The 26608-nt window shown below is 57.9% G+C and carries 25 protein-coding genes; 11 read left to right on the top strand and 14 right to left on the bottom strand.

Annotated elements, in window-relative coordinates:
- Positions 1 to 27: 27 nt before the first annotated feature.
- Positions 28 to 1701, top strand: a complete 1674-nt coding sequence (locus PVA48_RS07790) for a hypothetical protein (RefSeq protein WP_102729041.1) — start codon at positions 28 to 30, stop codon at positions 1699 to 1701.
- A 766-nt stretch (positions 1702 to 2467) separates the two neighbouring features.
- On the opposite strand, the gene PVA48_RS07785 is transcribed toward PVA48_RS07790, so the two are convergent.
- The 9 genes from PVA48_RS07785 to PVA48_RS07745 form a co-directional block, all read right to left on the bottom strand.
- Complete coding sequence (locus tag PVA48_RS07785; RefSeq protein WP_146017847.1) at positions 2468 to 3532, bottom strand: hypothetical protein; 1065 nt, start codon at positions 3530 to 3532, stop codon at positions 2468 to 2470.
- Positions 3533 to 3558: 26 nt separating this feature from the next.
- Positions 3559 to 5550 (bottom strand): tetratricopeptide repeat protein, encoded by a 1992-nt coding sequence (locus PVA48_RS07780; RefSeq protein WP_423231546.1) that lies wholly within the window; start codon positions 5548 to 5550, stop codon positions 3559 to 3561.
- Complete coding sequence (locus tag PVA48_RS07775) at positions 5544 to 6791, bottom strand: tetratricopeptide repeat protein (protein ID WP_423231545.1); 1248 nt, start codon at positions 6789 to 6791, stop codon at positions 5544 to 5546. Before PVA48_RS07775 ends, PVA48_RS07780 begins: the two co-directional genes overlap by 7 nt.
- Before the next feature lie 307 nt (positions 6792 to 7098).
- Positions 7099 to 7752: a hypothetical protein gene (locus tag PVA48_RS07770; protein ID WP_102749396.1), complete on the bottom strand. Its 654-nt coding sequence runs from the start codon at positions 7750 to 7752 to the stop codon at positions 7099 to 7101.
- A gap of 247 nt (positions 7753 to 7999) precedes the next feature.
- Positions 8000 to 8434 (bottom strand): ExbD/TolR family protein, encoded by a 435-nt coding sequence (locus PVA48_RS07765; protein ID WP_219723317.1) that lies wholly within the window; start codon positions 8432 to 8434, stop codon positions 8000 to 8002.
- A gap of 10 nt (positions 8435 to 8444) precedes the next feature.
- Positions 8445 to 8975 (bottom strand): ExbD/TolR family protein, encoded by a 531-nt coding sequence (locus tag PVA48_RS07760; RefSeq protein ID WP_423231544.1) that lies wholly within the window; start codon positions 8973 to 8975, stop codon positions 8445 to 8447.
- Between the two features lie 78 nt (positions 8976 to 9053).
- A complete protein-coding gene (locus PVA48_RS07755; RefSeq protein WP_022397596.1) occupies positions 9054 to 9845 on the bottom strand; it encodes a MotA/TolQ/ExbB proton channel family protein in 792 nt (263 codons plus the stop codon).
- A gap of 93 nt (positions 9846 to 9938) precedes the next feature.
- Complete coding sequence (gene nth / locus PVA48_RS07750; protein WP_022397597.1) at positions 9939 to 10577, bottom strand: endonuclease III; 639 nt, start codon at positions 10575 to 10577, stop codon at positions 9939 to 9941.
- A gap of 96 nt (positions 10578 to 10673) precedes the next feature.
- A complete protein-coding gene (locus PVA48_RS07745) occupies positions 10674 to 11345 on the bottom strand; it encodes a 3D domain-containing protein (RefSeq protein WP_240454353.1) in 672 nt (223 codons plus the stop codon).
- A gap of 1101 nt (positions 11346 to 12446) precedes the next feature.
- Here PVA48_RS07745 and PVA48_RS07740 point away from each other — a divergent pair.
- The 4 genes from PVA48_RS07740 to PVA48_RS07725 all read left to right on the top strand — a co-directional run bounded on the left by PVA48_RS07740 (position 12447) and on the right by PVA48_RS07725 (position 16735).
- The gene (locus PVA48_RS07740; RefSeq protein WP_022397600.1) at positions 12447 to 13418 is read left to right on the top strand and encodes a uracil-DNA glycosylase; all 972 of its coding nucleotides are present in this window, start codon (positions 12447 to 12449) and stop codon (positions 13416 to 13418) included.
- 3 nt (positions 13419 to 13421) lie between these two features.
- Complete coding sequence (locus PVA48_RS07735) at positions 13422 to 14207, top strand: glycerol-3-phosphate responsive antiterminator (protein WP_022397601.1); 786 nt, start codon at positions 13422 to 13424, stop codon at positions 14205 to 14207.
- A gap of 147 nt (positions 14208 to 14354) precedes the next feature.
- A complete protein-coding gene (locus tag PVA48_RS07730) occupies positions 14355 to 15143 on the top strand; it encodes a heavy metal-binding domain-containing protein (RefSeq protein WP_423231543.1) in 789 nt (262 codons plus the stop codon).
- Complete coding sequence (locus PVA48_RS07725) at positions 15131 to 16735, top strand: copper-translocating P-type ATPase (RefSeq protein ID WP_423232503.1); 1605 nt, start codon at positions 15131 to 15133, stop codon at positions 16733 to 16735. Before PVA48_RS07730 ends, PVA48_RS07725 begins: the two co-directional genes overlap by 13 nt.
- Here PVA48_RS07725 and PVA48_RS07720 read toward each other — a convergent pair.
- The 5 genes from PVA48_RS07720 to rpsN form a co-directional block, all read right to left on the bottom strand.
- Positions 16627 to 17085 (bottom strand): YraN family protein, encoded by a 459-nt coding sequence (locus tag PVA48_RS07720; protein ID WP_423231542.1) that lies wholly within the window; start codon positions 17083 to 17085, stop codon positions 16627 to 16629. The genes PVA48_RS07725 and PVA48_RS07720 overlap by 109 nt on opposite strands.
- A 28-nt stretch (positions 17086 to 17113) precedes the next feature.
- Positions 17114 to 17728 (bottom strand): ribonuclease HII, encoded by a 615-nt coding sequence (locus PVA48_RS07715; RefSeq protein WP_249853113.1) that lies wholly within the window; start codon positions 17726 to 17728, stop codon positions 17114 to 17116.
- A gap of 28 nt (positions 17729 to 17756) precedes the next feature.
- Positions 17757 to 19169, bottom strand: a complete 1413-nt coding sequence (locus PVA48_RS07710) for a hemolysin family protein (RefSeq protein WP_102729032.1) — start codon at positions 19167 to 19169, stop codon at positions 17757 to 17759.
- 54 nt (positions 19170 to 19223) lie between these two features.
- Positions 19224 to 19484, bottom strand: coding sequence for an FmdB family zinc ribbon protein (locus tag PVA48_RS07705; protein WP_012419609.1), 261 nt, complete (start codon positions 19482 to 19484; stop codon positions 19224 to 19226).
- Positions 19485 to 19556: 72 nt separating this feature from the next.
- On the bottom strand, positions 19557 to 19826 hold the full coding sequence (gene rpsN / locus PVA48_RS07700) for a 30S ribosomal protein S14 (RefSeq protein WP_022397607.1): 270 nt from the start codon (positions 19824 to 19826) through the stop codon (positions 19557 to 19559).
- 408 nt (positions 19827 to 20234) lie between these two features.
- On the opposite strand from rpsN, the gene PVA48_RS07695 reads away from it, so the two are divergent.
- The 6 genes from PVA48_RS07695 to PVA48_RS07670 all read left to right on the top strand — a co-directional run bounded on the left by PVA48_RS07695 (position 20235) and on the right by PVA48_RS07670 (position 26570).
- Positions 20235 to 20753: a hypothetical protein gene (locus tag PVA48_RS07695; protein WP_423231541.1), complete on the top strand. Its 519-nt coding sequence runs from the start codon at positions 20235 to 20237 to the stop codon at positions 20751 to 20753.
- A gap of 38 nt (positions 20754 to 20791) precedes the next feature.
- Positions 20792 to 21178: a hypothetical protein gene (locus PVA48_RS07690; protein ID WP_423231540.1), complete on the top strand. Its 387-nt coding sequence runs from the start codon at positions 20792 to 20794 to the stop codon at positions 21176 to 21178.
- Positions 21179 to 21192: 14 nt separating this feature from the next.
- Positions 21193 to 22101 (top strand): hypothetical protein, encoded by a 909-nt coding sequence (locus PVA48_RS07685; protein WP_102729031.1) that lies wholly within the window; start codon positions 21193 to 21195, stop codon positions 22099 to 22101.
- A gap of 187 nt (positions 22102 to 22288) precedes the next feature.
- Positions 22289 to 23581 carry an argininosuccinate synthase gene (locus PVA48_RS07680; protein ID WP_022397610.1) on the top strand — a complete coding sequence of 431 codons (1293 nt, stop codon included), beginning with the start codon at positions 22289 to 22291 and terminating at the stop codon, positions 23579 to 23581.
- Between the two features lie 99 nt (positions 23582 to 23680).
- Complete coding sequence (locus tag PVA48_RS07675) at positions 23681 to 25300, top strand: sulfatase-like hydrolase/transferase (protein WP_102729030.1); 1620 nt, start codon at positions 23681 to 23683, stop codon at positions 25298 to 25300.
- 31 nt (positions 25301 to 25331) lie between these two features.
- Positions 25332 to 26570 (top strand): RsmB/NOP family class I SAM-dependent RNA methyltransferase, encoded by a 1239-nt coding sequence (locus tag PVA48_RS07670; RefSeq protein WP_022397612.1) that lies wholly within the window; start codon positions 25332 to 25334, stop codon positions 26568 to 26570.
- Positions 26571 to 26608: the final 38 nt, after the last annotated feature.

Genomic DNA, 26608 nt, shown 5'->3' with positions numbered 1-26608 from the left:
TCCCGTTAACCTGCGGAGCTTGTCACCATGAAGGCACACCATCTTTATTCCACAGCCACGACCCTGGCCACGGCGGTTCTGCTTGCCGCGCCCTCCCTTGCGGACCAGACCATCAGCGACACCCAGACCAAGGCCGTCAACATGACGGAGGGCAAACTGACCGTCACGGGAACCGGATTCCTGAACGTCGCCAAAAATGCCGTCAACCTGAAAGACCCCATCCAGTCCGCCCTTGAGATCGCGGTAATGGAAGGAGGCAGGATTTCCGGAAAAAGCGCCCTTGTCCTGGACCAGGGCATGGAAAACGGAATAACGGGACAGTTGATCAGCGTGACCAATTCCGGCACGATGACCGGAACGGAAAAACAGGCCATCGACCTGCGCTACATGATCAACACGTCCGCCACCATCACCAACAACGGTACCATTTCCGCCGGTCAGAAAGGAGCCGTCAAACTGGGCAATAACGCCACTGTGACCAACAATGGCACGATTGAAACCACGGCTGCGGGGGAAAACGGCATCACGGCCAAGCATTACGATCCGGAAGACGACGGCATTGACACCTTTGCCCATGGCCTGGATCTTGCCAACAACAGCGGAGGGAAAATCACCGGCATGAAACACGGAGTTACCGGAGAAGGGAAAGCCGCCATCAGCAATAACGGCAGGATTGAAGGCAGGGGAGGTTCCGGCCTGAACTGGGACTGGAACGCCGCCCTCCAGCAGGACGACAAGTACGTGGTCACCGTGGTTAACGGCAAAGACGGCGTCATCAGCGGCACCGGAGACGCAACCACCCTGGACGGCGACGGCGTGGACGTGGATTACATCGTAAACCTGACCAATTCCGGCACGATTATTGCCAAGGACTCCTTCGGCAGTGCGGACGGCCTTGCCATCGGCGGGGGCGTCGTAACCAATACCGGGACCATCACGGCTTCCAATTCCAACACGAACGGCCAGGCCTACGGCATTCTGGTGGATGATTCCGACGGCGGCAATGCCTTTGAAGCCATCCGGATCACCAACAGCGGCACCATTGAGGGAACAGGCGCCAACGGCGTGGGCATCAGGATTGTCAGCGACAGGGAGAACTGCATCTTCATGGAAGGAGGAACCATTACAGGAGGCAGCGGCCAGGCGGTGGTCATGGGTTCCGGCGACGATGTATTTTCCTATTCCGGCGGAACAGTGAACGGCAGCGTGGACGGAGGAACAGGCTTCAACACCATGGTCTTCCAACCGGCGGAGACGGACCTCACGTTTTCAAGCGATTTGAAAAACTTCCATTCCATCAGCATCCAGGGCTCATCCCTTTCCCCGGGCGCTTCCGTCACCCTGGAAAACCTGACCATTACCCTGGATATGGCCTCCCTGAGCCAGGACAAGCCCCTGTTCAGCCTGGAGGGGAATTCCACAGCCTCCGGCTCTCTTTTATTCAACAATGTAATCCTTCAATTGATGGGAACTCCGGACGCTCTTCCGGTGGATGGGTCCGGCATGGTTTACTTCAAACTGGCAGGGAACGGCATCAGCCTGGAAGGGCTGGAAGTACGGACGGAAGGAGGGTATAAGCTGGATATGAGCCGGGATGGCTACGTAGGCGTCAATTTCAACACGCCGGAACCGGCTGCCGCTGCCCTGGGCCTGTTCGGCTTTTCCCTCTCCATGCTGCGGCGCCGGCGCACTGCGGCCTGACATCATTCTTCCGGACCCCCCAAATCCTCCAACAGGGAATGACCCTGCACGGGAAAAATAAAGCTTCTGAAAAGACGAGCTTTTTTCCCGGACGCAGGGGCGTTCCGTACATGGGGGCAGAAAACCAACAAAAGGATACCTTCTAACGGAGGACAGCGCCGCGCAACGGCCTTCCTGCCCCCTGTTCCCTCTCCGGCGTTGAGTGGCCGGCTGGCCGTCCATGCGGAATTCTTCATTCCCGGCTTTCAGCTTGAGGGGGAGGCAAACCCCAAACAGTCATGGAAGCCGCAACAGCCGCACCGGTTTCCCTGTTCCGGCCCCCTATCATCAACAACGCCGTTTCTCCTTCCCCGCGCCAGGGCAAAACATACGGAATATGGCTTTCCAGGCATCTCCGCACAAAGTCCCGGAAACTGCATCATCTGCAAAAAACTGTCTTTTCTTCCTTGTGGAACACGCGCCCGCAGCCGCCACCTCATATTTTTCCGCAAGTCTGCGCTCAAGAGAGCCCCTCCCTACGGTACGCACCGTTTTTTAACCGCTCTTGTTCTCTCCCTGCCAGCGGCTCTTCCGCATTTTCCCAATGAAAAAATGTCTCCGGAAAACGTGCAGCGTCCCCTAAGGCGCGGCAGCCATTCCGGACAGTAGGGATGCGGTACCCTCATGAGGGAACGAAGTACAAAAAAGGACTGTCTCCCTGTGAAGGGGAGACAGTCCTTGTTGAATGGAAGGCGGCTGGCAGAAAACCCGCCGCGTCAGTTCGTTACTACTTTTTCTCCGGCTGGGCGGGAGCCTGTGCCGGGGCTTGGGCAGGCGCCTGAGCGGGAGTCTGGGCCGGAGCAACGGCAGCGGGATGCTTGTAGGAAACCGCAAACCCATCGTACTTGGCCGGCAGCTTCCTGTCCGGAAGCATCAGTTCATGCAGGCGGTACAGCGCGGCCGCTTCCTTGACGTGCGCGGGACGGGCCTTCATCTGCAAGTCGGGAATCACGGTTTCAGGATTGTGTTTTCTGGCTTCCACGGCAGCCGTCACGGCGGAATCCTCCAGGAACTTGGCCACATCCGGCATGTGCAGGTAGGAGTCTAGGGAACGCACCACGCAGGCGGAGGCCAGTTCTTCATCGGAACCGTGCAGCAGCACCAGGGCTTCCGCAAAGTAATCCAGAGCCTTGTTCCAATCCTGGGCCACCATGGCGGCGGCCCCAAGAGCATACTTCATCCGCGCCTGCTGAAGGCGGGTGGCATTTTTCTTGGTGGCCAGGAAAGAGGCGGCACGGCTTTTCACGCCGTTCCAGTCCTTGTCCGGAATCAGGGCCATGATTTTGGCAACCTCCAGATCATCCTGGGCGGAGGGGGACAGATTGGAACCCCTTACGGGGAACTTGGCCAGCAGGCCTTTGACCCCGGCCCAGTCCATCATGCGCATGGCGCACTCCAATTCATAAACGGCCGCCCGGGCGGACAGGCTGTCCTTGATGGAAAGCGTGGAGGCATATTTGTTCACCAGGGCATGGAATTTGTTGCGGGCGTCCTGGTATTTCCGGTTTTCCATAGCCACCTTGGCGTCCACGAAATCATCCGTTTCAAAGATGTACAGCGTTTTGAAGGCGCTGGCCATCTGCTGGAGGACTTCCTGGGATTCCCGGCTTTCCACGAACTGGACCATGGGGCCGTTGGCGGAAAGAATGTAAATATCCGTCGGGCGGCCATTCTTGATGGCCGGAGCGGCAGCCCTGGCGCGCAGGCGCTGGGGATTCTGGGCATTCTGAGCCATAGCCGGAACCAGGGTGGACAAGCCGGCCAATACCATTATTACTGAAAGTGCTTTCATATTGTTGATTGCTAAACCTTTTGTTGTTACTTCTGGCCCTTGGCGGCGCGTATGGCGGCTTCATAGGCGGCGATGTCCGCCCGTTCCTGGCTGACGGCGGGATCGGAGCCGAACTTGGCCGTCTTATCCTTCACCTCGTTGACCAGGGCACTGTCTTCTGCCGTCATCTTCTTGCGGTTGGCGGGAGTATCCAGCAGTTGCACATACTGGCTGCCGGCCTTCCAGGCGATATACCTGTCGGACGGCTGCTTGCCCGCCCCCTGGGACATCGTGTTCCTCTTCCACAGCGTATCCATCTGTGCAAGCACGGCGGGAGCGGACCACTTCACGAGGCCCTTGTACGTGCCCGTGATGTTCATGAAGTTGATCAGGGCCTTGTCCAGCTCGTTCTGCTTCAGGTAGGCTTCACCTTGCAGGTAGAGGACTTCCGGCAGATTCTTCTTGTAGGACTTGTTCTCGCGGTACTTGTCGGCGGCGGCAATGACGGACGGCCAGTCCTGGCGGGCGGAGGTGAACTTGACCAGGTTGTACTGGGCGTCTTCCATGGCCTTGCGGTCCGGGTTGGCGCTGGATTCCTCCTTGCTGAGTTCATCCTTCATCATCTTGATGGCGGTTTCCACCTTGGCGTTATCTTTGCTGCGGCCCAGAGCAACGGCCTTCCCGAAGACCGCATTCTTGCGGTACTTGGACATGCCGTTGATGCGGGCCTTCTTGCGCACCGGATCAGGTTCCGACGGGTCCAGGATTTCATCAAAGTAGGCGATGCTTTCTTCCGGCTGGGACGTATTGGCCAGGTGGACACCCAGCTTCACGAGCGTGTACGGAGGCAGGTCGGAAGGTTTGAAGTCCCGCTTCAGCTCCACGAAGAGCTGCTTGACCAGACCTTCCAGAGCGGCCTTCTCGGCACGCTGTTCGTCCGTTTCCGTGGGAGCCTTTTCATACCGTTCCTGCGTCTGGGCAATGACGGCCATGCGGAGCATGGCGCTCAGCGTCTTGTCCTTGTCATTGTCCACGCCGGGGAACCGGTAGAAGTGGTTGCGCATGGCGTTGGCGTCCAGATTGCGGCCCAGCGCCTGATTGCCGGCCATGTACGTCTTGGTGTAGGAGTTGACGGCTTCCTCCAGAAGAACGGTCATCTTGGGATCGTCCTTCTTGCCTTCCCTCACAATGACTTCCTGCATCTTGACGGACGCGGGGTCAAACATCTCCTTGTCGTCCTTGAAGAAGTCCATGGCTGCGGCAGCCAGCTGGAGGCTGTAGCGGCTGCCGGGCTGGTCGCTGTTCTTCCAGTACTCGTCATACCACTTCTTGACTTCGTCCCGTCGCGCCGTCCTGGCCGCTTCCACGGCTTCCTTCGGTTCTACGGGGAGAGGTTTCTTGGTGGCATTGATGAGCAGGTTGTACACGGCTTCCGCGGCGGGGCGCTTGTCGCCCAGCTTTTTGGCGGATTCCAGAGCGGCCAGGAAATAGCCTTCCGCTTCCTGTTCATGCTCCTTGCTGCCGGCATACAGGTTCGCCAGCAGGTTGTTGGCATACGGGAACAGGCGGTGCTCCTTGAAGTTGTCCACGATTTCCTTCGCATCCTTCGTGGCAAGCTCCTCGTCTCCGGGGTTCTTGCGGTTCAGGTAGTTGAAGGCACGGTCATAAAGCACGGCGGCCATATTGGCGTCATTCTTGTCCGGGAAACGGGCAATGTAATTGGTGAAGGCCTGGATGGCTTCATCCGTATTGCCCAGGTTCGTGTAGGTTTCACCCAGCAGGTACATGGCCGTTTTCAGGTAGGTGCTGTCACGGTATTCCTTCACGAAGCGTTCCAGCACCGGCACCGCTTCCTTGTAGCGGGCGGCGTCCGCAGCCCCCAGGTTGAACAGGGAGGCGCCTTTGCAGTACAGGGCCAATTCATAGAACTTGTGGGTGGGGTCGTCCTTGTGCAGCTCCATGACCTTGTCCGCCTGCTGGACGCAGAGATCGAATTTCTTGTCCTTCAGCAGTCCTTCCAGGGACAGGGTGTTCAGCATGGGGGCATACTTGGAATTGGGAATTCCTTCAGGTGCTGCGCCACAAGCTCGCCGCCCTTGTCCGCTTCTCCCAACTGCCAGGTAGTCATGGCCAGGTAATAGAGGTTGTCCTCCCTGCCCGGGGCGTCCGGATAGGATTCATTGATAAGCTGGTAAGCGGCGCGGGCGACCCGCTGGGAACCATGCACCAGGGCCTGGTTGCCCATGAAACTGAACGTGAAGGCGTCCATGACCTTCCCTTCCTCCTTCATCTTGTTGAACTGGTCAATCAGGGCGGTCACCTTCGTCCTGTCCAGCGTATGGGAGAGGTCCGTCACGCCGGGCACGGCGCCGTTGGCGCGTCCCAGGCGGTCCAGGGAATGGTTGGCGTCCGCCAGCACTCCGGCCTGGTCGGGCAGGAGGCCCATCAGCACCATTGCCAGGGAGGCGTAGTCTTCAGACTCCTTCTGCTTTCCTTCCTGGAGAAGGGCGCGGGATTTTTCCAGCACTTCCGCAATGTAGCTCACCAGCCGGGGAGCGTACAGCGCCACGCGGGTGGGGCTGATGTTCATCACGGAAGGATGGGCTTCCACAAATTTTACCGTTTCCTGGCATTTGCCGGTCTTGATGGCGGCATCCACCATCGCCAGGAAGCCGTTGGTGATGACGGCATCCGTAATGCGGCGCCCCTTGTAGCGGGAGGTGACGCAGGAGGTAAGGTTTTCCAGCCCTTTCTCAAAGGCGGGCGGATCCATCTTGAAATAACACTGGGCCAGCAGTCCCTGCACTTCACCGGCATTAACATTCCGGGCTACAGGGTCGCTGCGGTATTCCTTCAGGAATTTCTCCAGCAGCTCCGCGCCCTTGGCAAAATCCCCAAGGCGGCAATAGTTTTCCCCCTCGCGGAACAGGGCCATTTTCACGAGCTGGTTCTTGGCGCTCGGGAACTTGGTGTAACACGCCTTGAACGCTTCCACAGCTTCCTTGTATTGCTTCAATTGGGCCAGGCAGACGCCCTTCTGGTAATAGAACCAGCCGAAGCCGTCATCCAGCCCCAGCGTCTTGATACGGGGTTCATAAACGCGGATGCAGCGGTCCACGGCATCCAGGGCTTCCTGCCACTTGCCTTCCTTCATGGCGGTCAGGGCCGTGCGCTGGTAATCGCGCGGGCCATGCTGGGCACTGGACGGGAGCGCCGCCCCAATGCTCACCACGGAAACCAGGCCTGCAGCCAGTGCAGTAGTATAGTTTGATTTGATCATGTGTTTAAAATTCGTTGAAACAGAAGAGATAATAGAATAGGTACAATATCTGTGCAAATGCACGGAATGCACCTATCTGTAATGGATTGCGTCATTCTAACAGGATGCTGCAAACTCTAAAGCAGAAAGTTCTGTATTTTTAGTCATCCTTGCAAGAAAGTTCTTCCTGCTCGCGTTCCCTTAAGGGAGGATTGGGTTTGGAACCAAAAAGGCCTTTTTATCTCTGAGAATCCTGCTCTTTCAAAAAAAGATCCGGCATTCCGAGCCGGAGCAAATTCCGGCCATTAACGAAATGAACGCCCCTCTCTCAACTATCCTTGAAAGTTTTCAGGACCACTGAGTCCATCCCGGCTCTCATCAAAACATCCATGACAGCTGCGGCGCGCTGATTGGGAACATCTCCAGCCACCATTAACTGAACCACTACCCTGCCTCCCGCCCTCCCCGCGCTCCGCTTTTTGTTTTTCAGCCACTCGACGATAACCCCCAGGCTCCCTTTCTCCTCCACCAGAGGATAAAAAAGGCCATTCCCGTTACCGTAAAAGAGAGCATGCGGAAGAAGAAAAATGGAAGCGGACGGCATTGATGAAACCGTCCCGCTCTGCGGCCTTTCAGGAATGCCTGGAACTGCTGCAACAGGAGGTCCGGAAAAACGAACCCTCTTCACATTGCATTCTGCGGCAACCTGTATAACTTCGCGGGAATCCGTGAAGAGAGCCCTCCGGTCACCGCGCAGATAGAGGAAAGGCTCCTTACAGCCCTTTGCCCTCAGCTGTTCTGCCTGCTTCTTGATATGTTTCTTTAGTTCTTCCGGGGAATGGAGAGGCTCATGGGAGCCGGATCCCCAGCGGATACTGGAATCAATACCTTCCGGACGCCTGTCCTCCTTTTTGCCATACACATTAATCACGATGTTGCCGAAGGAGGACCTGATTTCTCCGGAATGTTCATCTTCCTGCATCTGAAGGCCTTCCTCTCCCCGCCGCGCACTACATCCTGCCGTCTCGGAAACCGGGATGCTGCGGCAGGCGCCCGATTCCTGAGACGCCTTCAACGGTAATGCCTGAACGGCGTTCGAGAAGACGATCAGGATTGCCCCCCACCGGGCTACATGATTTGACCGGACCATAAGAAAAAAAGACAGCGGGCCACTTCCACACTCTTGCAGGGAAGCCGAACATCAATAACACGGTCCATCCGTGAATGGCTTAGTCGTCCTTGAGGTCGGTCAGGGCCACCGTGGTAATTCCTGCTTCTGTCAAAGCGTTCATGACGTCAATGACGCGCTGGTGGGGAACATCGCCCTCCACCCACAACTGAACTACCGGCTTGGTGCCTACGGCGCTGGCTTCCTGTTTCTTGGCTTCCAGCTGCTGCACGAGGGTCGCCAGGTTATGGTTGTTCATGTCATTGTCAATCATCAGGCTGTTGTCCTTGCCCCAGTAAATGGTGCCGTCCTTGATGATGCGGATCAGCGCCGGTTCAATCTGGGAGGCGGTATCGCTCACGGATTGCCCCGGCATGGACATGTCCAGCTTGCGTTCCTGAATCAGGGAGGTCGCCACAATGAAGTAAATCAACAGAAGGAAGCACACGTCGATGAGGGAGGAAATATCCAGCTTGGGATCTTCATCCTCAACCATCTCCAATTTTTTATGTCTTGCCATAGCGCGTAATGTTATTCGGCCTTGTTTGCAGCAGAGGAATTTTAGCAGGCAATACGGCAAAGATCACCTTGACCACGCCACATTCCGCAGCCACGCGAATCACTTCCCGGGAGCCCTTGAACAGGGCCTTCTGGTCGCCGCGCAGATACAGGCGGGTTTCAAAGTCCTGCTTGTCCTTGAAGCGTTCCGCAAGGTTTTTGATATATTCCTTCAGTTCATCCGGAGAGTTGAGCGGCGCACTGACATCGGAAGCCCAGCGAACGTTGGGGTCCATGCCGGCGGGACGCTTTCCATCCCCTTCACCGTACACATTCACCACGATACAGCCGTTGGCGGATTTCACTTCACCGGAACTGCTGGCCGTGGGCATTTGAATGTTCTTATCCTTTTTAACGGTAATGGCCGTAGCGTTCACCACGAAGAAGATCAACAGGAGGAAAACCATGTCGATCATGGGGGACATATCCATTTCCCCGCTCTCTTCGTCGGCCGCTACATTGGCTTTTTTCTTACCCATAAGCTACATTTGGTTGAGATTCTCCGGCCCGGCTCCGCCTGGGCGGAAACTTCCGGACCGGACCGTCTTTCCCGGCGATCAGGCCAGGCCTTCGGGAATGCGGGCAAGCTGGGCTTCGGCGTTCACCACGTTGATGGAGGTGTTCACCATTTCCTGCACGGTGCCTACGCATTCGGCAATATGGGCGTTGGCGATGCCCTTCTGGAAGAAGAAGAACGGCGTGGCGATAATGGCGTTGATCAAGCCCCAGAAGGTCGTCAGAAGAGCCACGGAGATGTCACCGGCAAGCTGGGTGGGGTCTGCCTGTCCGGCGCTTGACAGCGTGCCGAACGCGCCCACCATCCCCTGCACCGTACCGAAGAGGCCGAGCATGGGGGAAATCTGCGCGCAAAGGGCCAGCATGTTAATCCATTTGAATACGGAACGGCTTTCATTGGCCGTAAAGTCGGCTACGGCGTCTTCAATGGCGTCCTTGCCAAGGTCTTCCGGACGGGTGGCGTCCACATTCGGCAGGGCATACGCAACCAGGCGGCCCAGATAGGTGGGGCTGCCGGCTGCCACTTCAATGGCAGAGCGGATGCGGCATTCGGCCATCAGCTGCAGCAGGGTGACCTTGAGGTCTTCCGGACAGAATTTTTCCTTTTTCAGAGCCACCATGTTGTAGATTACCAGGAAAACGATGAAGGCTTCCACCAGCATAATCGGGATCATGGTCCAACCACCGGCGATGATCCATTTGTCAAGCATGGTCTGTTCCTGCGGAACAGCGGCTTCGGCAGCTTCCTGAGCAAAGGCGGATGTAGAAAACGCGGCCATCAGGACGGAAGCAAATGCGGCGAAACGGAAACCCAGTCTAAAAAGGTTCTTCATAATTTAAGTTATATGGTTGTTCGAAAAGATACTGGTGTATTAAAGCATGCAAATTCAGACTTGCAAGCATTCATTTCGGGCCCTGGCAAAAATTCAGACACCCGCGGAACCGTCTTCCCGGGCCAGCCGGCTGCAGATCGGACAGCGCCCTCCGCAACCCCGCGCAGAGCAGTATTCACGCCCGTACAAGACGATGCGCAAATGAAGATCTCCCCATGAATTTTCAGGGAAAAGGCTTTTCAAGTCACGTTCCACGGCTTCCACCGTTTTCCCCTTGCTCAGCCCCCACAGCCGGGAAAGGCGGAAAATGTGCGTATCCACCGGAAAGGCAGGAACGCCGAAGGCCTGAGTCATGACGACGGAGGCCGTTTTATGCCCTACCCCAGGAAGGGATTCCAGGGCCGCAAAGTCGCAGGGAACCTGCCCCTGGTATTTTTCCACCAGGATGCGGCTGAGGTTCACGATGGCGGACGCCTTCCTTTCCGAGAGGCCGCAGGGCCGCACGATTTCCCGGACCGCTTCCACATCCTGCCGGGCCATTTCCTCCGGGGTGGAAGCCAGGGCGAACAGGGCCGGGGTCACCAGGTTTACGCGCTTGTCCGTGCACTGGGCGGACAGAAGAACCGCCACCAGCAGGGTGTAGGCGTCGCGGTGCGCCAGGGGGATGGGAGGGTTCCCATACAGGGACATGAGTTCCTCCCGGACAATGGAAGCCCGTTTTTTCGTATCCATGCCGCCAGATTACCATCCTGCACGCACGCCGGAAAATAAAAAAGCGCCGCCATGTGATGAATGGCGGCGCCCGGGTTAAAGGGTTCAGGAATCCGGTCAGTCAGCCTTGGCGTAAAGCCCCTTGGACACGCGGTGCTGCAGGGCCGCATACATGGCGCGGCAGTGCCTATAGCCGCGGCGGCTGCCGAGCACTTCCAGACTGTTGGCGGGGTCTCCCCAGCGGACGATGGTCAGTTCCACATAGCGGCGGCCCCATTCCTTCATCAGCTTCTTGTTAGGCTGGTAAATGTCAATGGTTCCGGTGCCGACCAGGGCGCTCCCGTAATCGTCAACGACGTAGAGATAGGGCTGCCCCTTGATGCGGAAGGTTGTTCCCAGAGGGTAAACGGACCAGTCCGCAGCGGCGCTGCGCACGGAAGAAGTGTATTTCAGCGTCGTGCCAACGGCATTCCGGGGTCCGTAGGCCAGATGGTCACGTTCGGAATGGGTATAAGCCGTGGTGCGTACTACACGGGTGCGCTGGGCGGGGTGGTAAAACGGCATCTTGTGTTTGTCGCGCCCCAGTTTGGGGAGCTTGGAAGAAGGCACTGCCGAACGGCTCGGCGCCAGGGGCTGAACAAATCCCTGGGCATTTTCACCTACACGGGCCAAAACAAGGGCGTCACTACTGGATTTCCCCATGCCGGTTACAGCTCCGTTTGTCGAGCAACTGCTGACAAACATGGCCGCGACGGCACAAGACAGGGTGGCAATTATTCTTAAATTCATGCGGTATGAGGTTAGGCGCCATACACATGGCAGTCACTCCGGCAGAACCTTCAGGCCATGTGCGGAAGCCGAAAAATCGGCAACGGCGGCTCTTGGGTACGAAATAATTTCTGCCTTGGCAATCCTTTTTTTTCACCGACCCCCTTCCAAACAAGGAAAACCTATTAATATAAAACGCTAAAAATAAGCAATATATAAAACATGCCGCATTTTTGTCATATCATGACAAATAATATACTTCACGAAACATCTTTTTCTATCACATCACGACACACTTTTTTATTTTTAATACATCTTGCTTACTATAAATATGATATAAGAGAAAATCGACCTCAATCCTTCAAAAGATTCCCTAAAAAAGTTCAATGGGCCAAATTCCGGAAGGCCGTCATGGATGGAAAAATCGCGTCTCCCCTTGAACGAATTTCCCTTTGCTGTTCAGGCTTCCACGTGAATTTTTCCTTTCCCGTTTCCTTATCTGCGCCCTTCCTGCTTCCCAATATGCCGCAATGCAGGGTTCGGGAAGAGGTTGGGAAGAACATTTCCCGGCAATAAGGATTCGGGACACGGGATTTTTACCGGGGCATGCTCCGGCCATGGGAAAGCTATAGAAAAAAAGGCATGCAGGCCTGATTGAAAAAACATCCCGTAACCCGTCTTGCAGCAGTTTTTCAAATTCTGGAGAAACTTCCATGCCAAGAAAAAGAAAGATGCGGGGAACAGCCCGCTCTGCGCAGGAAAGGAATCCTTCCGTTTTCTCCTGTAATTTTTCCGGAGCGGGAACCGGAAAAGCCCGGTTGGACGGAAAACGAAGCTTCAACCCTGAAGAGCAGGGAAAGCCGGAAGGCGAACGAATCAATTCCCTGCCTCCTGTAAAACGGTCCCGGAACAAGCATGCCCGCTTGCAGGCGGGCATTGCCCCGTTGAACGGCATTCATGGACAAGAGGGGGGAAATTTCATAGCCGCCCTTCCTTTTTTCTCTTTCCCCTCTTTCCTGCGACGCTCTTCAGATGACGCCAAGCCTCCTGCTCCCGGCGGCCGGGCGCACACCCAATGGGCAGTTGCATCCCTCCGGAAATAGATTACACTCCGGAACGAACATGTCTGCCGGCCTGCCCCAACACCTCACGCTGGACTACCTGCGCGCCCTGTTATCCCGGGGCGTGGAGAAGGCTGCCGTCACGGAGGAGGCCAGAACGGTCTTGAGGAAATGGGTCATGGACGCACGGCGGATCGCCAGGGGGGAAATCCCCTCTTCCGTTTCCGCCCCCTCTGTTTCCGGAGAAACGCAGCCGCCGCCGGAAATTCCAGGCCAGCCGCCGGACTCCGTGGATGAAGTTTCCTTCGGCAACGAACTCCGGGACATCCTCAACGGAGTACAGCCGGGCAGAACGGAGGAGGAAGCCACGCTGCCCCGCCATATTTCCTTTGCCCTGGAAGGTGAAACGGAGGAAGAGAAACTGTCCTCCCTCCGGGAACTGGTCGTCAACTGGCCGCCGCTTCGGAATATGGAGTCCCTGCGGGACACGCCCGTCTTTTCCTCCGGCAGTCCCAGGGCGGACATCATGATGGTCACGGACGCCCCCGGCCTGTATGAAGAAAAGCAGGGCGTTCCCCTGGCCGGCCCCTCCGGACAGAAGCTGGACGCCATGCTGAAAGCCATGGGGCTTTCCCGTACGGACATTTACCTGACCCATCTGGTCAAGTACCGCCCCGCCCTCCCCCGCCAGCTTACCAACAACCGGCCTCCCACGGACCGGGAGATAGAGGTATCCCTCCCCATTCTCCGGGAGGAAATCATGCTGGTGCGCCCGAAAGTGGTGGTAGCCCTGGGCGCCATCGCGGCCAGGGGCATCCTCCAATCCGGAGAGACGCCGCTTTCCGCCCTGAGGGGGACGTTCCACACGGCTTTCGACACGCCTGTGCGCGTTACTTACAATCCCAGCTACCTCCTCCGCACGGAGGATATTTCAGAAAAACGAAAGGTTTGGGAGGACATGCTGTGCGTCATGGAACAGGCCGGCCTTCCCATTTCCGAAAAGCAACGTTCCTATTTCCTGCCCAAAAAGTAACATATGGATTATTTAAACAGCATTCTGGAGCGCAAACGCGCCGACTTGAAAAAAATCCTTCCCCTGGAAGGGAAATTGCGGGCCTCCGCCATCCAGAGGAATGACTATGCGGGATTCCGCACCGCGGTGGACCTTGGGGAAAACCGTCTTTCCGTCGTCCCGGAAATGTCCAGGGTCCATCCCGTCCTCAACCTCCGGGAGTCAAACCAGGACCTCCGCCACCTGTACGGCATGTTCATCCAGGGCGGCGCGCAGGGCATTTCCATCGCCGTGGAACCGGAGGTATACGGCGGTTCCTGGGACATGGTTTCCACCATTTCCAGAATCAGCACTGTCCCCGTCATGGCGCGCGACGTTTTCATCCATCCCGCCATGATCTGCCAGGCCATCGTCTCGGGAGCGGACGCCGTCAACCTGGTGGCGGCCGCCCTGCCGGAAAAGGACCTGGAAGACCTGTACCGCATGGCCTCCGGGCTGGGACTGGACGTGATGATGGAAGTCCATACCCTGAATGAGCTTGAAACCGCCATGGATCTGGAAGCGGAATTCGTCTGCATCAACAATGCGGATCCGCATACCCTCCAGGCCAATCCGGCGGTTACGGAAAAACTCATTGAAGAAATTCCCGCCTCCGTCACCGTCCTGGCCGCAGGAGGCATCCGCACCGTGGAAGACGCGCGCCGCATGCTGGACGCCGGAGCCAACGGCGTCATTCTTCAGGACGAACTGGCCCGCATGGATATTCCCCAAGATTTCATGGAAGCCATTCTGGCGCTCAGGGCGGAATGATTTTTCCTCCTGCACTATATATAATAGACAGGAGCAATCTGTGCCCGCATGGAGAAATGCGGGCTTGAAGCCGCTTCCGCGGTTTTTCCAATCATGGCTGTCCCGGAACGGAAAGGGTCCCGGAATTGTCTCACTTTCCGTATGGACATGACCAACAGCCCGCATGCCCGGCATGGAGCTTCCGGACACACGGACCCCGTCTGCGGAGCGCAAGTCGGGGAAGATACTCCCTGGAAGGCCGGCTATCAGGGGAAAACCTATTTTTTCTGCAGCCGTTCCTGCCGGGATAAATTCACGGCAGCGCCGGAAGAAGCTCTTGCCCACCCTCCGGACGCCGGACACGGCATGGACATGAAGGGCATGGACATGCCCATGCACCACCATGAAGACATGGACCATTCCTCTGCCATGGAGTCTGCGGCCGCCGCTCCCGGTACGGTGTACACCTGTCCCATGCACCCTCAAATCCGGCAGGATCATCCCGGAGCATGCCCCATCTGCGGCATGACGCTTGAACCACTGCTCCCTTCCGCAAACGCCCGGGACGATACGGAGCTGAATGACTTCCGCAGGCGTTTTTATTTTTCCCTGCCTTTCGTCGTCCTGATCTTCATTATTTCCATGGGCGGCCATCTTGCGCGCTGGATGAACGCCGGAGTCCAGAACTGGGTGGAACTGTTCCTGGCCATCCCCGTGGTCCTGTGGGCGGGAGAGCCGCTCCTGGTCCGGGGATGGGATTCCATCAAGACCCGCAATCCCAACATGTGGACGCTGATCGGCGCCGGAACCTCCATCGCCTTTCTGTACAGCCTGGCCGCTACCATCGTGCCCGGCTGGTTTCCCCCGTTTTTACCCATGACGGGCATGTTCCCGTTTATTATGAGGCGGCGGCCATCATCATTTCCCTCAGCCTTCTGGGCCAGGTGCTGGAACTGAAAGCCAAATCCCGTACGGCGGAAGCCATCAGGGCCCTGATGAATCTGGCCCCCGCCACCGCCCATCTGGTACTCCCCAACGGGGTGGAAAGCGACATTCCCCTGAAGGACGTGCAGACCGGCGACGTGCTGAGAGTGAAACCGGGAGAAAAGATTCCGGTAGACGGCGTCCTGAAGGATGGGGGAAGCGATGTAGACGAGTCCATGCTGACCGGAGAACCCATTCCCGTCTCCCACGTTCCCGGCGACAAGCTGATCGGCGCCACGCTGAACACCACAGGCACCTTCACCATGACGGCGCAGAACGTGGGGAATGACACCGTCCTGGCGCGTATCGTCAACCTGGTGGCCCAGGCCCAGCGGACCAAGGCCCCCATGCAGAGGCTGGCGGACAAGGTGGCGCGCTACTTTGTGCTTGCGGTGGTGCTCATTGCCGTTCTCACGTTTTTCGCCTGGGGATTCTGGGGGCCGCAGCCATCCTGGCCGCACGGGCTGGTGAACGCCGTCGCCGTCCTGATCGTAGCCTGCCCCTGCGCGCTTGGCCTAGCTACTCCCATGTCCATGATGGTGGCTTCCGGAAAGGCGGCCTCCCTGGGCATCCTTTTCCGGGACGCGGCCGCTCTGGAAACCATGCACAAGGTCAATATCCTGGTGATGGACAAGACAGGCACCCTCACGGAAGGCAGGCCATCCCTGGTCAACGTAACCACGGGGAACAACGTGAATATGGACGCGCTGCTCGCCCGGTGCGCCTCTCTGGAGCAGAACAGCGAACACCCCATCGCGCACGCCTTCCTCCAGAAGGCGGCGGAGGAAAAGCTCACCCTGTCGCCCATTGAGGATTTCCAGTCCTTCCCGGGCGGCGGCGTGGCCGGGACTTTCCAGGGCAGCAAGGTTTGCGTAGGCACCGCAGACATGATGCAGAAGCGGGGCGTAGACATCTCCTCCCTGGCTCCGTGGGTGGAAGAACAGCGGAGACAGGGCCGCGTTACTGTCTTTGCCGCGGTGGACGGCCAGGCGGCGGGAGCCTTCTCCCTGGCGGATAAAATCCGGGAAAACACGCGCCAGGCCCTGGCGGACCTTACTGCGCGCGGCATCCGCATCATCATTGCCTCCGGGGACGCGCCCGCGACGGTGGAAGCCGTGGCGAGGGAGCTGGGCATTTCCGAATTCCACGGAGGAATGACACCGGCGGACAAGCAGGCGCTCATCGCCTCCCTGAAAAGCGGGAACGCCGTGGTCGCCATGGCGGGGGACGGCGTTAACGACGCTCCCGCACTGGCGGAAGCGGATGTGGGCATCGCCATGGGAACGGGATCGGACGTAGCCATGCAGAGCTGCGGCGTCACGCTGGTGAAGGGGAACCTGCTGGTGATTTCCAAGGCTTTCGCCCTTTCCACCGCCACCGTGAAAAACATGAAATCCAACCTGGGTTTCGCCTTCGTGTACAACGCTCTGGGAATCCCCATAGCCGCCGGCATCCTCTATCCCTTCTGGGGCATCCTGCTTTCTCCCGTCATTGCGGCAGGGGCCATGTGCCTGAGCTCCGTATCCGTCATTCTGAACGCCCTGCGCCTGCGGCGCTTTTCATGAAGCGGGCAAATCCTTCTCCCTGAACGCTCCGCGTATATGCCTGAATTCCGGGGCTTCCCCTCCCGGTACAGGACTTCCACAATATCGTAACGGGAGGGAACCGGTTCCGGAAGCTGGCGGAGCCATTCCGCCGCTCCCCGCCGTATCAGCGCCCTTTTGCGGGCGTCCACGGCGCGGCGGGCTCCCCCGTAACTGTTTCCCGTACGGGTTTTCACTTCCACAAAAACCAGGCAGTTCCCGTCCCGGCACACGAGGTCCAGTTCCCCGCCCCTGACGGGACGCCAATTCCTCCTTAAAACGGAAAACCCTTCCCCACGCAGGAAAGAGGCCGCTGCCAGTTCCCCGTACATTCCCAGCCATGCCGTATCCCGCTCCTTCCTATTCAGGAATGGACAGTTCCATTTGTGAAACCGGCGCAAACGAGCGGCGATGAAGCGGACAGGGCCCATGCCTCCGCAGGGCTTCCATGTGGGCTTTCGTGCCATATCCCTTGTGTTTTGCAAAACCGTACTGCGGATAGGAGGCATCCGCCTCCGTCATCATGCGGTCCCTCGTCACCTTGGCCAGCACGCTGGCGGCGGCAATGGAAAGGCTCCTGCCGTCTCCCTTCACGATAGCGCGGTGCGGAACGGGAAGCCCCTTGACGGGCAAGCCGTCCACCAGGCAGAAATCCGCATGCGGGGCCAGTCCTTCCACGGCGCGCGCCATGGCCAGATGAGTGGCTCTCAGGATGTTGAGACGGTCTATTTCCTCCACGGAAGCCATTCCCACGGAGCAGGCCACCTGTTCGCAATCCAGCAGAGCCAGGAATAGGCGTTCCCTCTTAGCCGCGGTCAATTGCTTGGAATCATTCAACCCGGACAGTTCCTCCGGCAGTTCAGGCAGAATGACGGCCCCGGCCACCACGGGGCCGGCCAAAGGGCCGCGGCCGGCTTCATCCACCCCGGCCACATAAAGAAAACCGGAGGAACGGGCCTCCCTTTCAAAACTCATATCCGGGTGTGACTTTTCCGTCATGGCCTCATTCCTCCTCCTGTTCTTCCGGAAGGCGGGTCAGCAGAATCTGCGTGATTCTTCTGCCGTCCGACCCCGTCACTACGGCCCGGTAGCGGCCAATCTTCAATTCCTCCCCTTCTTCCGGAATGTAACCCAGCCGGCTGATCACGTAACCGCCCAGGGTGGTGACGCCCGGGCAATCCAGGTCCATTTCAGGCAGGTAATCCGCCAAGTCAAACAGGGTAACGGCTCCGTTCACGGCATACGTATCCTTGCCGGTCTTGACGAATTCCCGCATTTCCTCCTGGTCAAACTCATCCTGAATGTCGTCCCCCACGATCTGTTCCAGCACATCGTCCAGGAACACCAGGCCGATGGAATCACCAAACTCATCCACCACCAGGGCAAAATGGGCATGCTCTTTCAGGAAGAACGTCAGAAGGCTGTCCAGAGGCATCGTATCCGGCACCACGCGCAACTCACGCCGCACGCTTCTAAGGTCCGGATTTTCCTGCCCTACCAGCTTGAGCAGATCCTTGACGTGCACCCAGCCCTTCACCTCGTCCAGATGGTCGCCCTCCACCAGGGGGAAACGGGTATGGCGGGACTTCCGGGCAAGTTCCCAGTTCTCCTCAAAGGGAGCCGTCAAATCCATCACGTCCACTTCGGAACGCGGCGTCATCACGTCCTTGACGCACATGTCGTTCAGTTCAAGGGCATTCTTGGAGATCTCCGCCTCCTGCTTCGTCAGCTCTCGGGAACGTTCGCTTTCCTCCACCAGGTACATCAGTTCATCCGTGCTGTGAACCGTGCAGGCCGTGGAGCGGGGATCGATACCCAGCAGGTACTTCAGCACAAACCGGGCAATTCCGTCCGTCAGGCCAAGAATGCCCGTATATTTGAACACCGTGTAAAAGAAATGCAGCAGGGGGACCGTCGCCAGAGCGGCCCTGTCCGGATGGCGCACCGCCATGGCCTTGGGAATAAACTCCCCAAAAATAACCTGGCAGCAGGCAAAGAAAATAAACGTAACGGCCAGGGCAATGCCGTAAACGGGAACCTTACCGCCCAGCCCCAGGGAAACAAGGAAGGGAGCCGTCAGCTCCGCCACGAAAAACGTGCCCAAAAATCCCAGCGCCAGAGAAGAAAGGGTAATGCCCGCCTGGCAGGCGGCCAAATACAGGTCAAGGTGCTTGACCGCCTTCCGTGCCCGGGCCAGCTTCCTACGGGTACGCGCCGGAACGCCATCCCCGGCGTGCAGCTGGCTTTCGCGAACCTTCATCAGGGCGAACTCGGCCGCCACAAAAAACGCGTTCAGCAGTAAAAAAAGGATAAAGCCGGCAATCGCCAGCGTCATTCCACCCAGCGCCGGAACAGCGCCGGGCGCTTCAGCGGCCCCGAAGGCCGCAAGAATACTCAGAGGGTCCGGATCATTCATTCTGTTTCAAGTAGTATACGGGAAAGGAGGCCGGAATATTTCCCGGCTTTTGTGTTACAGTTTTTCATAAACGCCCTTGTCCCGGCGCTCCAGCACGGTGAACCCGGCTGCCTTGGCGTCGGAAACGGAAAGGGGCTTGGTCACCTCCGGCACATTGATCCGGCTGATGACCTTGCGCACCGGGTGCTTGCACACCAGGCACTTTTCAAGCGGCGCACGGTCCACCGGCCGCCGCAATTCAAAACCGCGGCGGCACACCGGGCAGGACTGGCCGGGGTCGTCAGGGTTTTCGGAAATATACTCGTATATGGGCATAGTAAAACGCTAGGCTAAATAAAAATCAGCCTAGCGTCAAAATCTTTATAAGGCTGCAACCTTTCCCAGCCCTTACCAGCTGGACTTGGTCACACCGGGGATCATGCCGGCGTTGGCCAGTTCGCGGAAGGAAATACGGGAAAGCTTGAAACGGCGGATAAATGCGCGGCGGCGGCCGGAAACAAGGCAGCGGTTGACCGTACGGGTCGGGCTTGCATTGCGGGGCAGCATGGTTAAACCGATATAATCCTTCTCAGCCTTCAATTGCGTACGCAGTTCCGCGTAGCGCTTGACGGTGTCAGCCTTTTTCTTGTCTCTTGCGATCCAGCTCTTCTTAGCCATAAGTTCGGCGGAATAAGTAGAGGGCCGGGGATGAAAAATCAAGCGCTTTTTTTCAATTTCATCAAATTCAAGCCGTTTTCAATGTCATCCGTCCTTTTTGGCAGCTTCCGCACATCGGCTTAAACGCCTGTTTCTTCCGCAAGCGGCACCATCAGGAAAAGCCTCACAGGCGTTTCCGGCGGAACAGAAGCAGTCGATTATTTAACTCTTCCTAATCATTTCTTCCCCGGCGGAACGGGATCATATCTGCAAGGCATCAGCATAAAATGGGAATTCCCTTGACTTCAATCGTATTTTTGGAAAACTTTTTCAAGAATGTTGTTGAAAAACAAGGTTGTTATGAAGATCTGCGTCTTTGGCGCACTTCTTGCATGCCCCTGCCGTGTGACGGCGGAAGAGGAGGGACCCATGCAAGGTCTGAAGATTGAATCGAAAACGCATAAGTATTCCGCGGATTACCACATCGCCAAGGAAGAAGGACAGAATCCGGACGAGGACGAGGATAAAAAAAGGACCTGCGTGGGCATGGGCGAGAAGGTTACCTTGACGTTGACGGGAAAGAAGGCGCTCATTGGAGAAGATGAGGACATCAGGTGGAGCCTGGCGGACGGGGCGCATTTGGGCAGCTTTGAGGGAATAACTGATGGAAAGCGTAAAGTAACATTGTCCATCAATGAGGATTTGGGTCCGAAGACCGTCGGAAACAACCATACGATCAAAGTCTGGGCATATGGTTCAAAAACGCAGCAGATGCCCGATAAACCGCTCAAACTGGAAGTGTGCATCCCTACCCACATCACCGGGAAGCACAGGAAAAAGGAAGGAGGCGGCAGGGGAATGATTGCGGACGCTGAAAATTTCCCGGTTTTCCCACGGATGAGGCACAGGACCGGGGCAAACCCGGAGCTTCCGCCCAGCTGGAATTGACAATCCATCCCACGAAAGTCAATTTCCAGAATATCCATGTGATTGAAAAAGACGCGGACGCCAGCGACAAAACTTTTCCTCCCCTGGGAGGCAGGCACCGGCCCGGAGAAACATGGTCCCAGATTGATCCCGGCAACAGGGTCATTGACACCATAGCATGGAAAAAGACGATGAATGAGGTGAAAGCCGGATTGAGTCCGGATGCCCCGGAACAGAAATGGGATTGGGCATGTAAACGTTACGTGCAGTCTATTCTGCACCGGGATGTTTACATGCTCAATACCGTGACGCAAAGCTTCAAGGTCCGGTGGACGGACCCCAGGACCAGAAAAGCCGTCCATGCATGGATTTCCAAATTTGAATGCCAGGTGGAACGCGACTCCCAGCAGGGAACCCATGCGTTTTCCCCGCAAGACAACAAATAATGATCCCCACAATAATGATGAAAACATTCCACCTCGTCCTCCCGCTCATCCTTCTTTGCTCCGGCATCACGCCCCGGGTGCAGGGAGCCGCCACGCTCCCGGGGTCTCGCCTTCCCCTGGCTTATCCGGAAACGGCCCAGCCCCGCGCGTATCCGGGCTACCGCATGCTGGCGGAGATGGGATGGATGTACCTGCCGGTGAAGGAACCGTATCCTCCGCTCTGGCACCTGCAGGAAATGCTCAAAAAGAACGAGCTGGAACTGTTCTACCTGTGCACAGCCCGTCTGTTCCAAATCTATTGTGTGATCCATATTGATGACCTGAGGGGAAGACAATGCCGAGAACTGTACCACTTGTGCGGTCTGGTGACGGCAGCGCCGTTCTACCAGGTGGACTTCAGCGGAGAGCATCCGTGGGAATACGGAAGAAGGACGGGAGATATGGATACGAAGAGGGTAGCCGTTTCATGCCTAAGCCGTATTATAAAAAAAGAATCTGCCGGACGCATGAACGTGAACCAGAAGGAGATCGGAAAGTTCAGCGCGTTATATACAGCGGTAATTTTAAAAGGATTCCGGAAGGAGCACCAGGCGACTTCCGAAGAAAAGCTGAGGAAGCGATGGAAGGAAGGGGAAAAGAACACGTGGAAGGTGCACCGGGAGGGACGTGTTTTTGGCTGGGAAGACCAGTTCATCGTGGCCCAGGGCAGAAATGATGATATGAAATATGAGATAGAAGAATGGCTGGAGGAAGATTTAATTCGCATCCTGGTGGGATACTTTCCCGGCCGTGCGGCGGAAGCGCGCCAGTACATCCGGATGGCGGGATACGAAGACAAGGAGATCAACGGACTGGTGGACCGGACCTTGGGACGTGCCAAGGAAACGGAGTTTCTGTATAGAGGAGGCAAGAAAAAGAATTAAAAGCAGCTTTCCGGGCTTATGCGGTGAACGAATCCTGACGAACCTCCACTTGTTTTTGTTCAGGAACCATCCCGGGGAAGCCGCTCCGGGCAGTTCCGGGAAAAAGCCCATGGTTAAACATGATTTTGTCCTTTCCTCCGGAGAGGGAATGGGGCATCATGCCGCCGCACACTAATCATTGACGTACATGAAAATCGTAGTTGCATACTCTGGCGGCCTTGACACCTCTGTTCTTCTGAAGTGGCTCAAGGAAAAATACAATGCCGAAATCATCGCCTACTGCGCAGACGTAGGCCAGGCGGAAGAACTGGACGGCCTGGAAGCCAAGGCCCTGGCTACGGGAGCCTCCAAGTGCTTCATCGGCGACCTCAAGGAAGACTTCGCCGCCAACTACATCTTCCCCATGATGCAGGCCAACGCCCTTTACGAAGGCCGCTACCTGCTGGGCACCTCCATCGCGCGCCCCTGCATTTCCAAGGACATGGTGGACCTGGCCATCCGTGAAGGAGCGGACGCCATCGCCCACGGCGCCACCGGCAAGGGGAACGACCAGGTGCGCTTTGAACTGGCCGTCAATGCCCTGGCCCCGAACATCAAGGTCATCGCTCCCTGGCGCGACCCCGAATTCCGCAAGCAGTTCCCGGGCCGTACGGAAATGATCGCCTACGCGGAATCCCACGGCATCCCGATCCGCCAGTCGCTGAAAAAGCCTTATTCCATGGACCGCAACCTGCTCCACATTTCCTTTGAAGCAGGGATGCTGGAAGATACCTGGTACGACGGCACCACCCCCGCCGACCGTGAGATGTACAAGCTTTCCGTTTCCCCGGAAGACGCTCCGGACCAGGCCGAATACATTCAGATCCTGTATGAAAAGGGCGATGCCATCGGCATCAAGTACGACGGCCTTGACACGCTGCTGAAAGAACTGAACGTCACCCCGAAGGGTGAACGCGACGGCTATACCCTGCTCAGCCCGCTGGGCGTCATGTACGTGCTGAACGCCCTGGGCGGCAAGCACGGCATCGGCCGTGTGGACATTGTGGAAAACCGCTTCGTCGGCATGAAGAGCCGCGGCATTTATGAAACCCCCGGCGGCACCATCCTGCTGGCGGCCCACCGCGACATTGAAACCATCACCATTGACCGTGAAGTGCAGAAGGTGCGCGATTCCCTCATTCCGGAATACGCCACGCTGGTTTACAACGGCTTCTGGTTTGCGCCGGAACGTGAAGCCATCCAGGCTCTGGTGACCAAGTCCCAGGAAACCGTCAACGGGGAAGTGCGCCTAAAGCTTTACAAGGGCAACGTCATGTACGCCGGACGCCGTTCCCCGCAGTCCCTGTATTCCGAAGAAATCGCCACGATGGAAGGCGGCCATGAGGAACTGTACAACCAGGACGACGCGGAAGGCTTCATCCACCTCAATGGATTGCGCCTGAAGCAGTTCAGCCGCGTCAACAAGCCCTACGGCAACTAACCCCCCGCAACACAACGTTTTCAATCAACCGTCCGGAATACCAGTTCCGGACGGTTTTTTCTTTGCAACAATCCTTTCCTTTTCCACGTACTGCCCGTGATGGGATTTATTTCATGCACATTTCTGGCAGTTGTTTCAGCGCTGGCGTTCTGTCCGGTCCCGGCCACTGCCGCTTCCAGGCCCAACATCATTCTGATTTATGCGGATGACCTGGGCATGGGCATGCTGGGCTGCTACGGCCAGGAGATCGTGAAAACGCCCAACATCGACCGCCTGGCCAAACAGGGCATCATGTTCACCCGGTGCTACAGCAGCCAATACTGCTGCCCGGCGCGCGCCTCCCTGCTCATGGGCGTGCATGACAGCCACTCCCGCTCCTACACCCAGACAAACGGCGGCCTGGTCATCACGGCGGAACAACAAGGCTGGTCCAACGAGGAACTGGAAAAGAAAGCGGCCAGGGCGGCCCGCATCAAGCCTTCCGGGGGAGAGGTTTTCCTTCCGGAACTACTGAAAAAGGCAGGATACGTCACGGGCCAGTTCGGAAAGCTGGAGTGGGGCTTCACCACCTGGCACGGAGAGCTGAAAAGGCACGGATGGGACCGTTACGTGGGATACATGGACCATCAGCGGGCCCACGGCTATTATCCCTCCTTCCTCTGGAAAGACGGCGAACGCCTTCCCCTTCCGGGCAACACGCATGCCGACGGCGGCAAGACCCCGGAGATTTACGGGCCGGGAGCCACGGAAAAACGGAGAGGAAACCGGGACGGAAAAGTGACGTACGCTCCGGACGCCATGCTGGCGGAGACCCTCAAGTTCATGGAGGAAAACCGGAACAGGCCCATGTTCATCCTCTTCTCCACCAACCTGCCCCACGGCCCGGTGGATATTCCCCCCGCAGAGAACAAGTATGCCGGTCATCCAGCCATCCGCCAGGCCTATGCGGGCGCCGCGGGCGGCAACAGGGAATGCGCCGGGGCGGCGGAGGAATACGCCTCCATGGTGGACAAGCTGGACAGGCAGGTGGGCGCCATCCTGGCCCAGGTGCACAAACTGGGACTGGAGAAGCGCACCATCATCGTTTTCAGCTCCGACAACGGGCATGAACTTTACTACCGCACGGACAAGGAGCGGGGCCGCGGCCTCAACTGCCACGGCGGCGTTCTGGACGGCACCGGGGAGCTGCTGGACGTTTTCCGCGGCAGCCGCGGGCTCATCGGCCAAAAGAACGCCATGGTCAACCTGGCCGGGCTGAAATGGACCAACCATGAAGGGGGCATCCGCGTTCCCCTCATCGTCTCCTGGCCCGGGACCGTGCCGCACGGGAAGGTTTGCCGCAGCCTGGTAGCCAACTACGACCATATGGCCACCTTTGCCGAGCTGGCGGGAGTGGGCATGCCGGAAGGCAAGGATTCCGTTTCCTATAAAAACATGCTCTTCGGCAAACCTTCCAGCCAGCGCGATTACGTAGTGGTGGACCACACGGTCATCACGGGGGACGGCTGGAAGCTCACGCACAAGCAGGACAAGTGGCTCCTTTTTCAAATCAGCAGCGACCCGGAGGAAAGGCACAATCTGGCGGAAACAAGGAAAGACCAGTTGGAAAGGCTCCAGGCCATTTACAGAAAGGAAGCGGGAAGCCCCAGAAAAGACAGGCAAAAGCCGGAACAACCCCGGAAAACCGCCCTTTTTCCGCCGCTTGCTTTTGCAGGTTGAAACTTGAACGTTCCGCATGTAGAGTTCCCCGGTGAAGAACAATCCCCCCACCTCCCGCCAGACAGCCCTGACCTGCCTGATGCGCTGGCATGAAGGCCGCTCCTTTGCGGAAACCCTCGTGGACCGGGAATGTTCGCGGGCTGCGCTTTCCACGGCGGACAGGCATCTGGTGCAGGCCCTCGTCTTCGGCGTGCTGCGCAACCAGACCTGGCTGGACCATGTGATCGACTCCCTGCGGAAAGGCAGGCTGGACCTGGAAATGCGCCTTATCCTCCAACTGGGGCTGTGCCAGCTTTTCCTGCTGGGGATGGCAGACCACGCCGCCGTGTATGAAACCGTCAATCTTGCGCCCGCACGCCTGCGGGGGCTTGTCAACGCCATCCTGCGCAACGCGCTTCGGCGGGAGAAAGCCATCCTGGAGGAACGGGAAAAACTGCCGCTTCCCGTTCTTTATTCCACCCCGGCGTGGCTGGTGCAGCGGTGGACGCAGCAGATGGAGCCGCAAACGGTCCGCGCCCTGCTCCACTGGAACAACACCACGCCGCGCCTGTACGTCCGCGCCAATCCGCTGGTCCCCGTGAACGGCATGCCAGCCTCCCTGGCTCCGCTGGACCGCGCTCCCGGCTGGTTCTCCGTAGACGGCGCCCTGCCGCTGGAAGAGATCAAAGCGGGCTCCCTTTACGTGGCGGACCCCTCCACCCGCTACGCCATCGACCTGCTGGCTCCCCGGCCCGGCGAGGAAATCCTGGACGCCTGCGCCGCCCCCGGCGGCAAATCCGCCGCCATCATCGCCGCTACCGGAGGCAAGGCGCGCCTGACCGCCACGGACCTCCATGAACACCGTCTGCCCACCTTGAAGGAAAACCTGGACAGGCAGGGTTCCTCCTCCGTCCGGACGGCGCAGGCGGACTGGTCCCTCCCCTGCCCTCCGGAATGGGAACGCCGTTTTGACGCCGTGCTTCTGGACGTGCCCTGTTCCAACACCGGGGTCATCCAGCGCCGCGTGGACGTGCGCTGGCGCCTGACCCCGCAGGAAATCCGCCGCCTGGCCGCCCTCCAGAGGAGCATTCTTGAAAACGCCTCCCAGGCCGTCAAGCCGGGCGGCAGGCTGGTTTATTCCACCTGTTCCATTGACGCGGAGGAAGACGGCCTGGTGGTCAGGGATTTTCTGCAAAACCACCCGGAATGGACCCTGAAGGAGGAAAAACTCATCCTTCCCCATGAGGAAAAATCGGACGGCGCGTATGCGGCCCTTTTGATCTGTGCTTGACCTCGGCCCCAATTTGGCAACAATGCGTGCTCCTGATT

Source organism: Akkermansia sp. JRP_AM1 (assembly GCF_049262625.1).
GTDB lineage: Bacteria > Verrucomicrobiota > Verrucomicrobiia > Verrucomicrobiales > Akkermansiaceae > Akkermansia > Akkermansia massiliensis.
The sequence above is the reverse complement of the archived record's forward strand: the minus strand, read 5'-3'. Positions and strand labels throughout refer to the sequence as shown.

What these genes read in the sequence shown, in the direction of transcription:
- PVA48_RS07785 (WP_146017847.1), bottom strand. Translation starts at nt 3,532, where the DNA reads ATGAAAGCACTTTCAGTAATAATGGTATTGGCCGGCTTGTCCACCCTG.
- PVA48_RS07675 (WP_102729030.1), top strand. Translation starts at nt 23,681, where the DNA reads ATGGGATTTATTTCATGCACATTTCTGGCAGTTGTTTCAGCGCTGGCG.
- PVA48_RS07775 (WP_423231545.1), bottom strand. Translation starts at nt 6,791, where the DNA reads ATGATCAAATCAAACTATACTACTGCACTGGCTGCAGGCCTGGTTTCC.
- PVA48_RS07770 (WP_102749396.1), bottom strand. Translation starts at nt 7,752, where the DNA reads ATGCAGGAAGATGAACATTCCGGAGAAATCAGGTCCTCCTTCGGCAAC.
- PVA48_RS07720 (WP_423231542.1), bottom strand. Translation starts at nt 17,085, where the DNA reads ATGTACGGGGAACTGGCAGCGGCCTCTTTCCTGCGTGGGGAAGGGTTT.
- PVA48_RS07735 (WP_022397601.1), top strand. Translation starts at nt 13,422, where the DNA reads ATGGATTATTTAAACAGCATTCTGGAGCGCAAACGCGCCGACTTGAAA.
- PVA48_RS07710 (WP_102729032.1), bottom strand. Translation starts at nt 19,169, where the DNA reads ATGAATGATCCGGACCCTCTGAGTATTCTTGCGGCCTTCGGGGCCGCT.
- PVA48_RS07695 (WP_423231541.1), top strand. Translation starts at nt 20,235, where the DNA reads ATGCAAGGTCTGAAGATTGAATCGAAAACGCATAAGTATTCCGCGGAT.
- PVA48_RS07790 (WP_102729041.1), top strand. Translation starts at nt 28, where the DNA reads ATGAAGGCACACCATCTTTATTCCACAGCCACGACCCTGGCCACGGCG.
- PVA48_RS07685 (WP_102729031.1), top strand. Translation starts at nt 21,193, where the DNA reads ATGATGAAAACATTCCACCTCGTCCTCCCGCTCATCCTTCTTTGCTCC.
- PVA48_RS07760 (WP_423231544.1), bottom strand. Translation starts at nt 8,975, where the DNA reads ATGGGTAAGAAAAAAGCCAATGTAGCGGCCGACGAAGAGAGCGGGGAA.
- PVA48_RS07745 (WP_240454353.1), bottom strand. Translation starts at nt 11,345, where the DNA reads ATGAATTTAAGAATAATTGCCACCCTGTCTTGTGCCGTCGCGGCCATG.
- PVA48_RS07715 (WP_249853113.1), bottom strand. Translation starts at nt 17,728, where the DNA reads ATGAGTTTTGAAAGGGAGGCCCGTTCCTCCGGTTTTCTTTATGTGGCC.
- PVA48_RS07680 (WP_022397610.1), top strand. Translation starts at nt 22,289, where the DNA reads ATGAAAATCGTAGTTGCATACTCTGGCGGCCTTGACACCTCTGTTCTT.
- PVA48_RS07730 (WP_423231543.1), top strand. Translation starts at nt 14,355, where the DNA reads ATGACCAACAGCCCGCATGCCCGGCATGGAGCTTCCGGACACACGGAC.
- PVA48_RS07705 (WP_012419609.1), bottom strand. Translation starts at nt 19,484, where the DNA reads ATGCCCATATACGAGTATATTTCCGAAAACCCTGACGACCCCGGCCAG.
- nth (WP_022397597.1), bottom strand. Translation starts at nt 10,577, where the DNA reads ATGGATACGAAAAAACGGGCTTCCATTGTCCGGGAGGAACTCATGTCC.
- PVA48_RS07780 (WP_423231546.1), bottom strand. Translation starts at nt 5,550, where the DNA reads ATGCTGAACACCCTGTCCCTGGAAGGACTGCTGAAGGACAAGAAATTC.
- PVA48_RS07740 (WP_022397600.1), top strand. Translation starts at nt 12,447, where the DNA reads ATGTCTGCCGGCCTGCCCCAACACCTCACGCTGGACTACCTGCGCGCC.
- PVA48_RS07765 (WP_219723317.1), bottom strand. Translation starts at nt 8,434, where the DNA reads ATGGTTGAGGATGAAGATCCCAAGCTGGATATTTCCTCCCTCATCGAC.
- rpsN (WP_022397607.1), bottom strand. Translation starts at nt 19,826, where the DNA reads ATGGCTAAGAAGAGCTGGATCGCAAGAGACAAGAAAAAGGCTGACACC.
- PVA48_RS07755 (WP_022397596.1), bottom strand. Translation starts at nt 9,845, where the DNA reads ATGAAGAACCTTTTTAGACTGGGTTTCCGTTTCGCCGCATTTGCTTCC.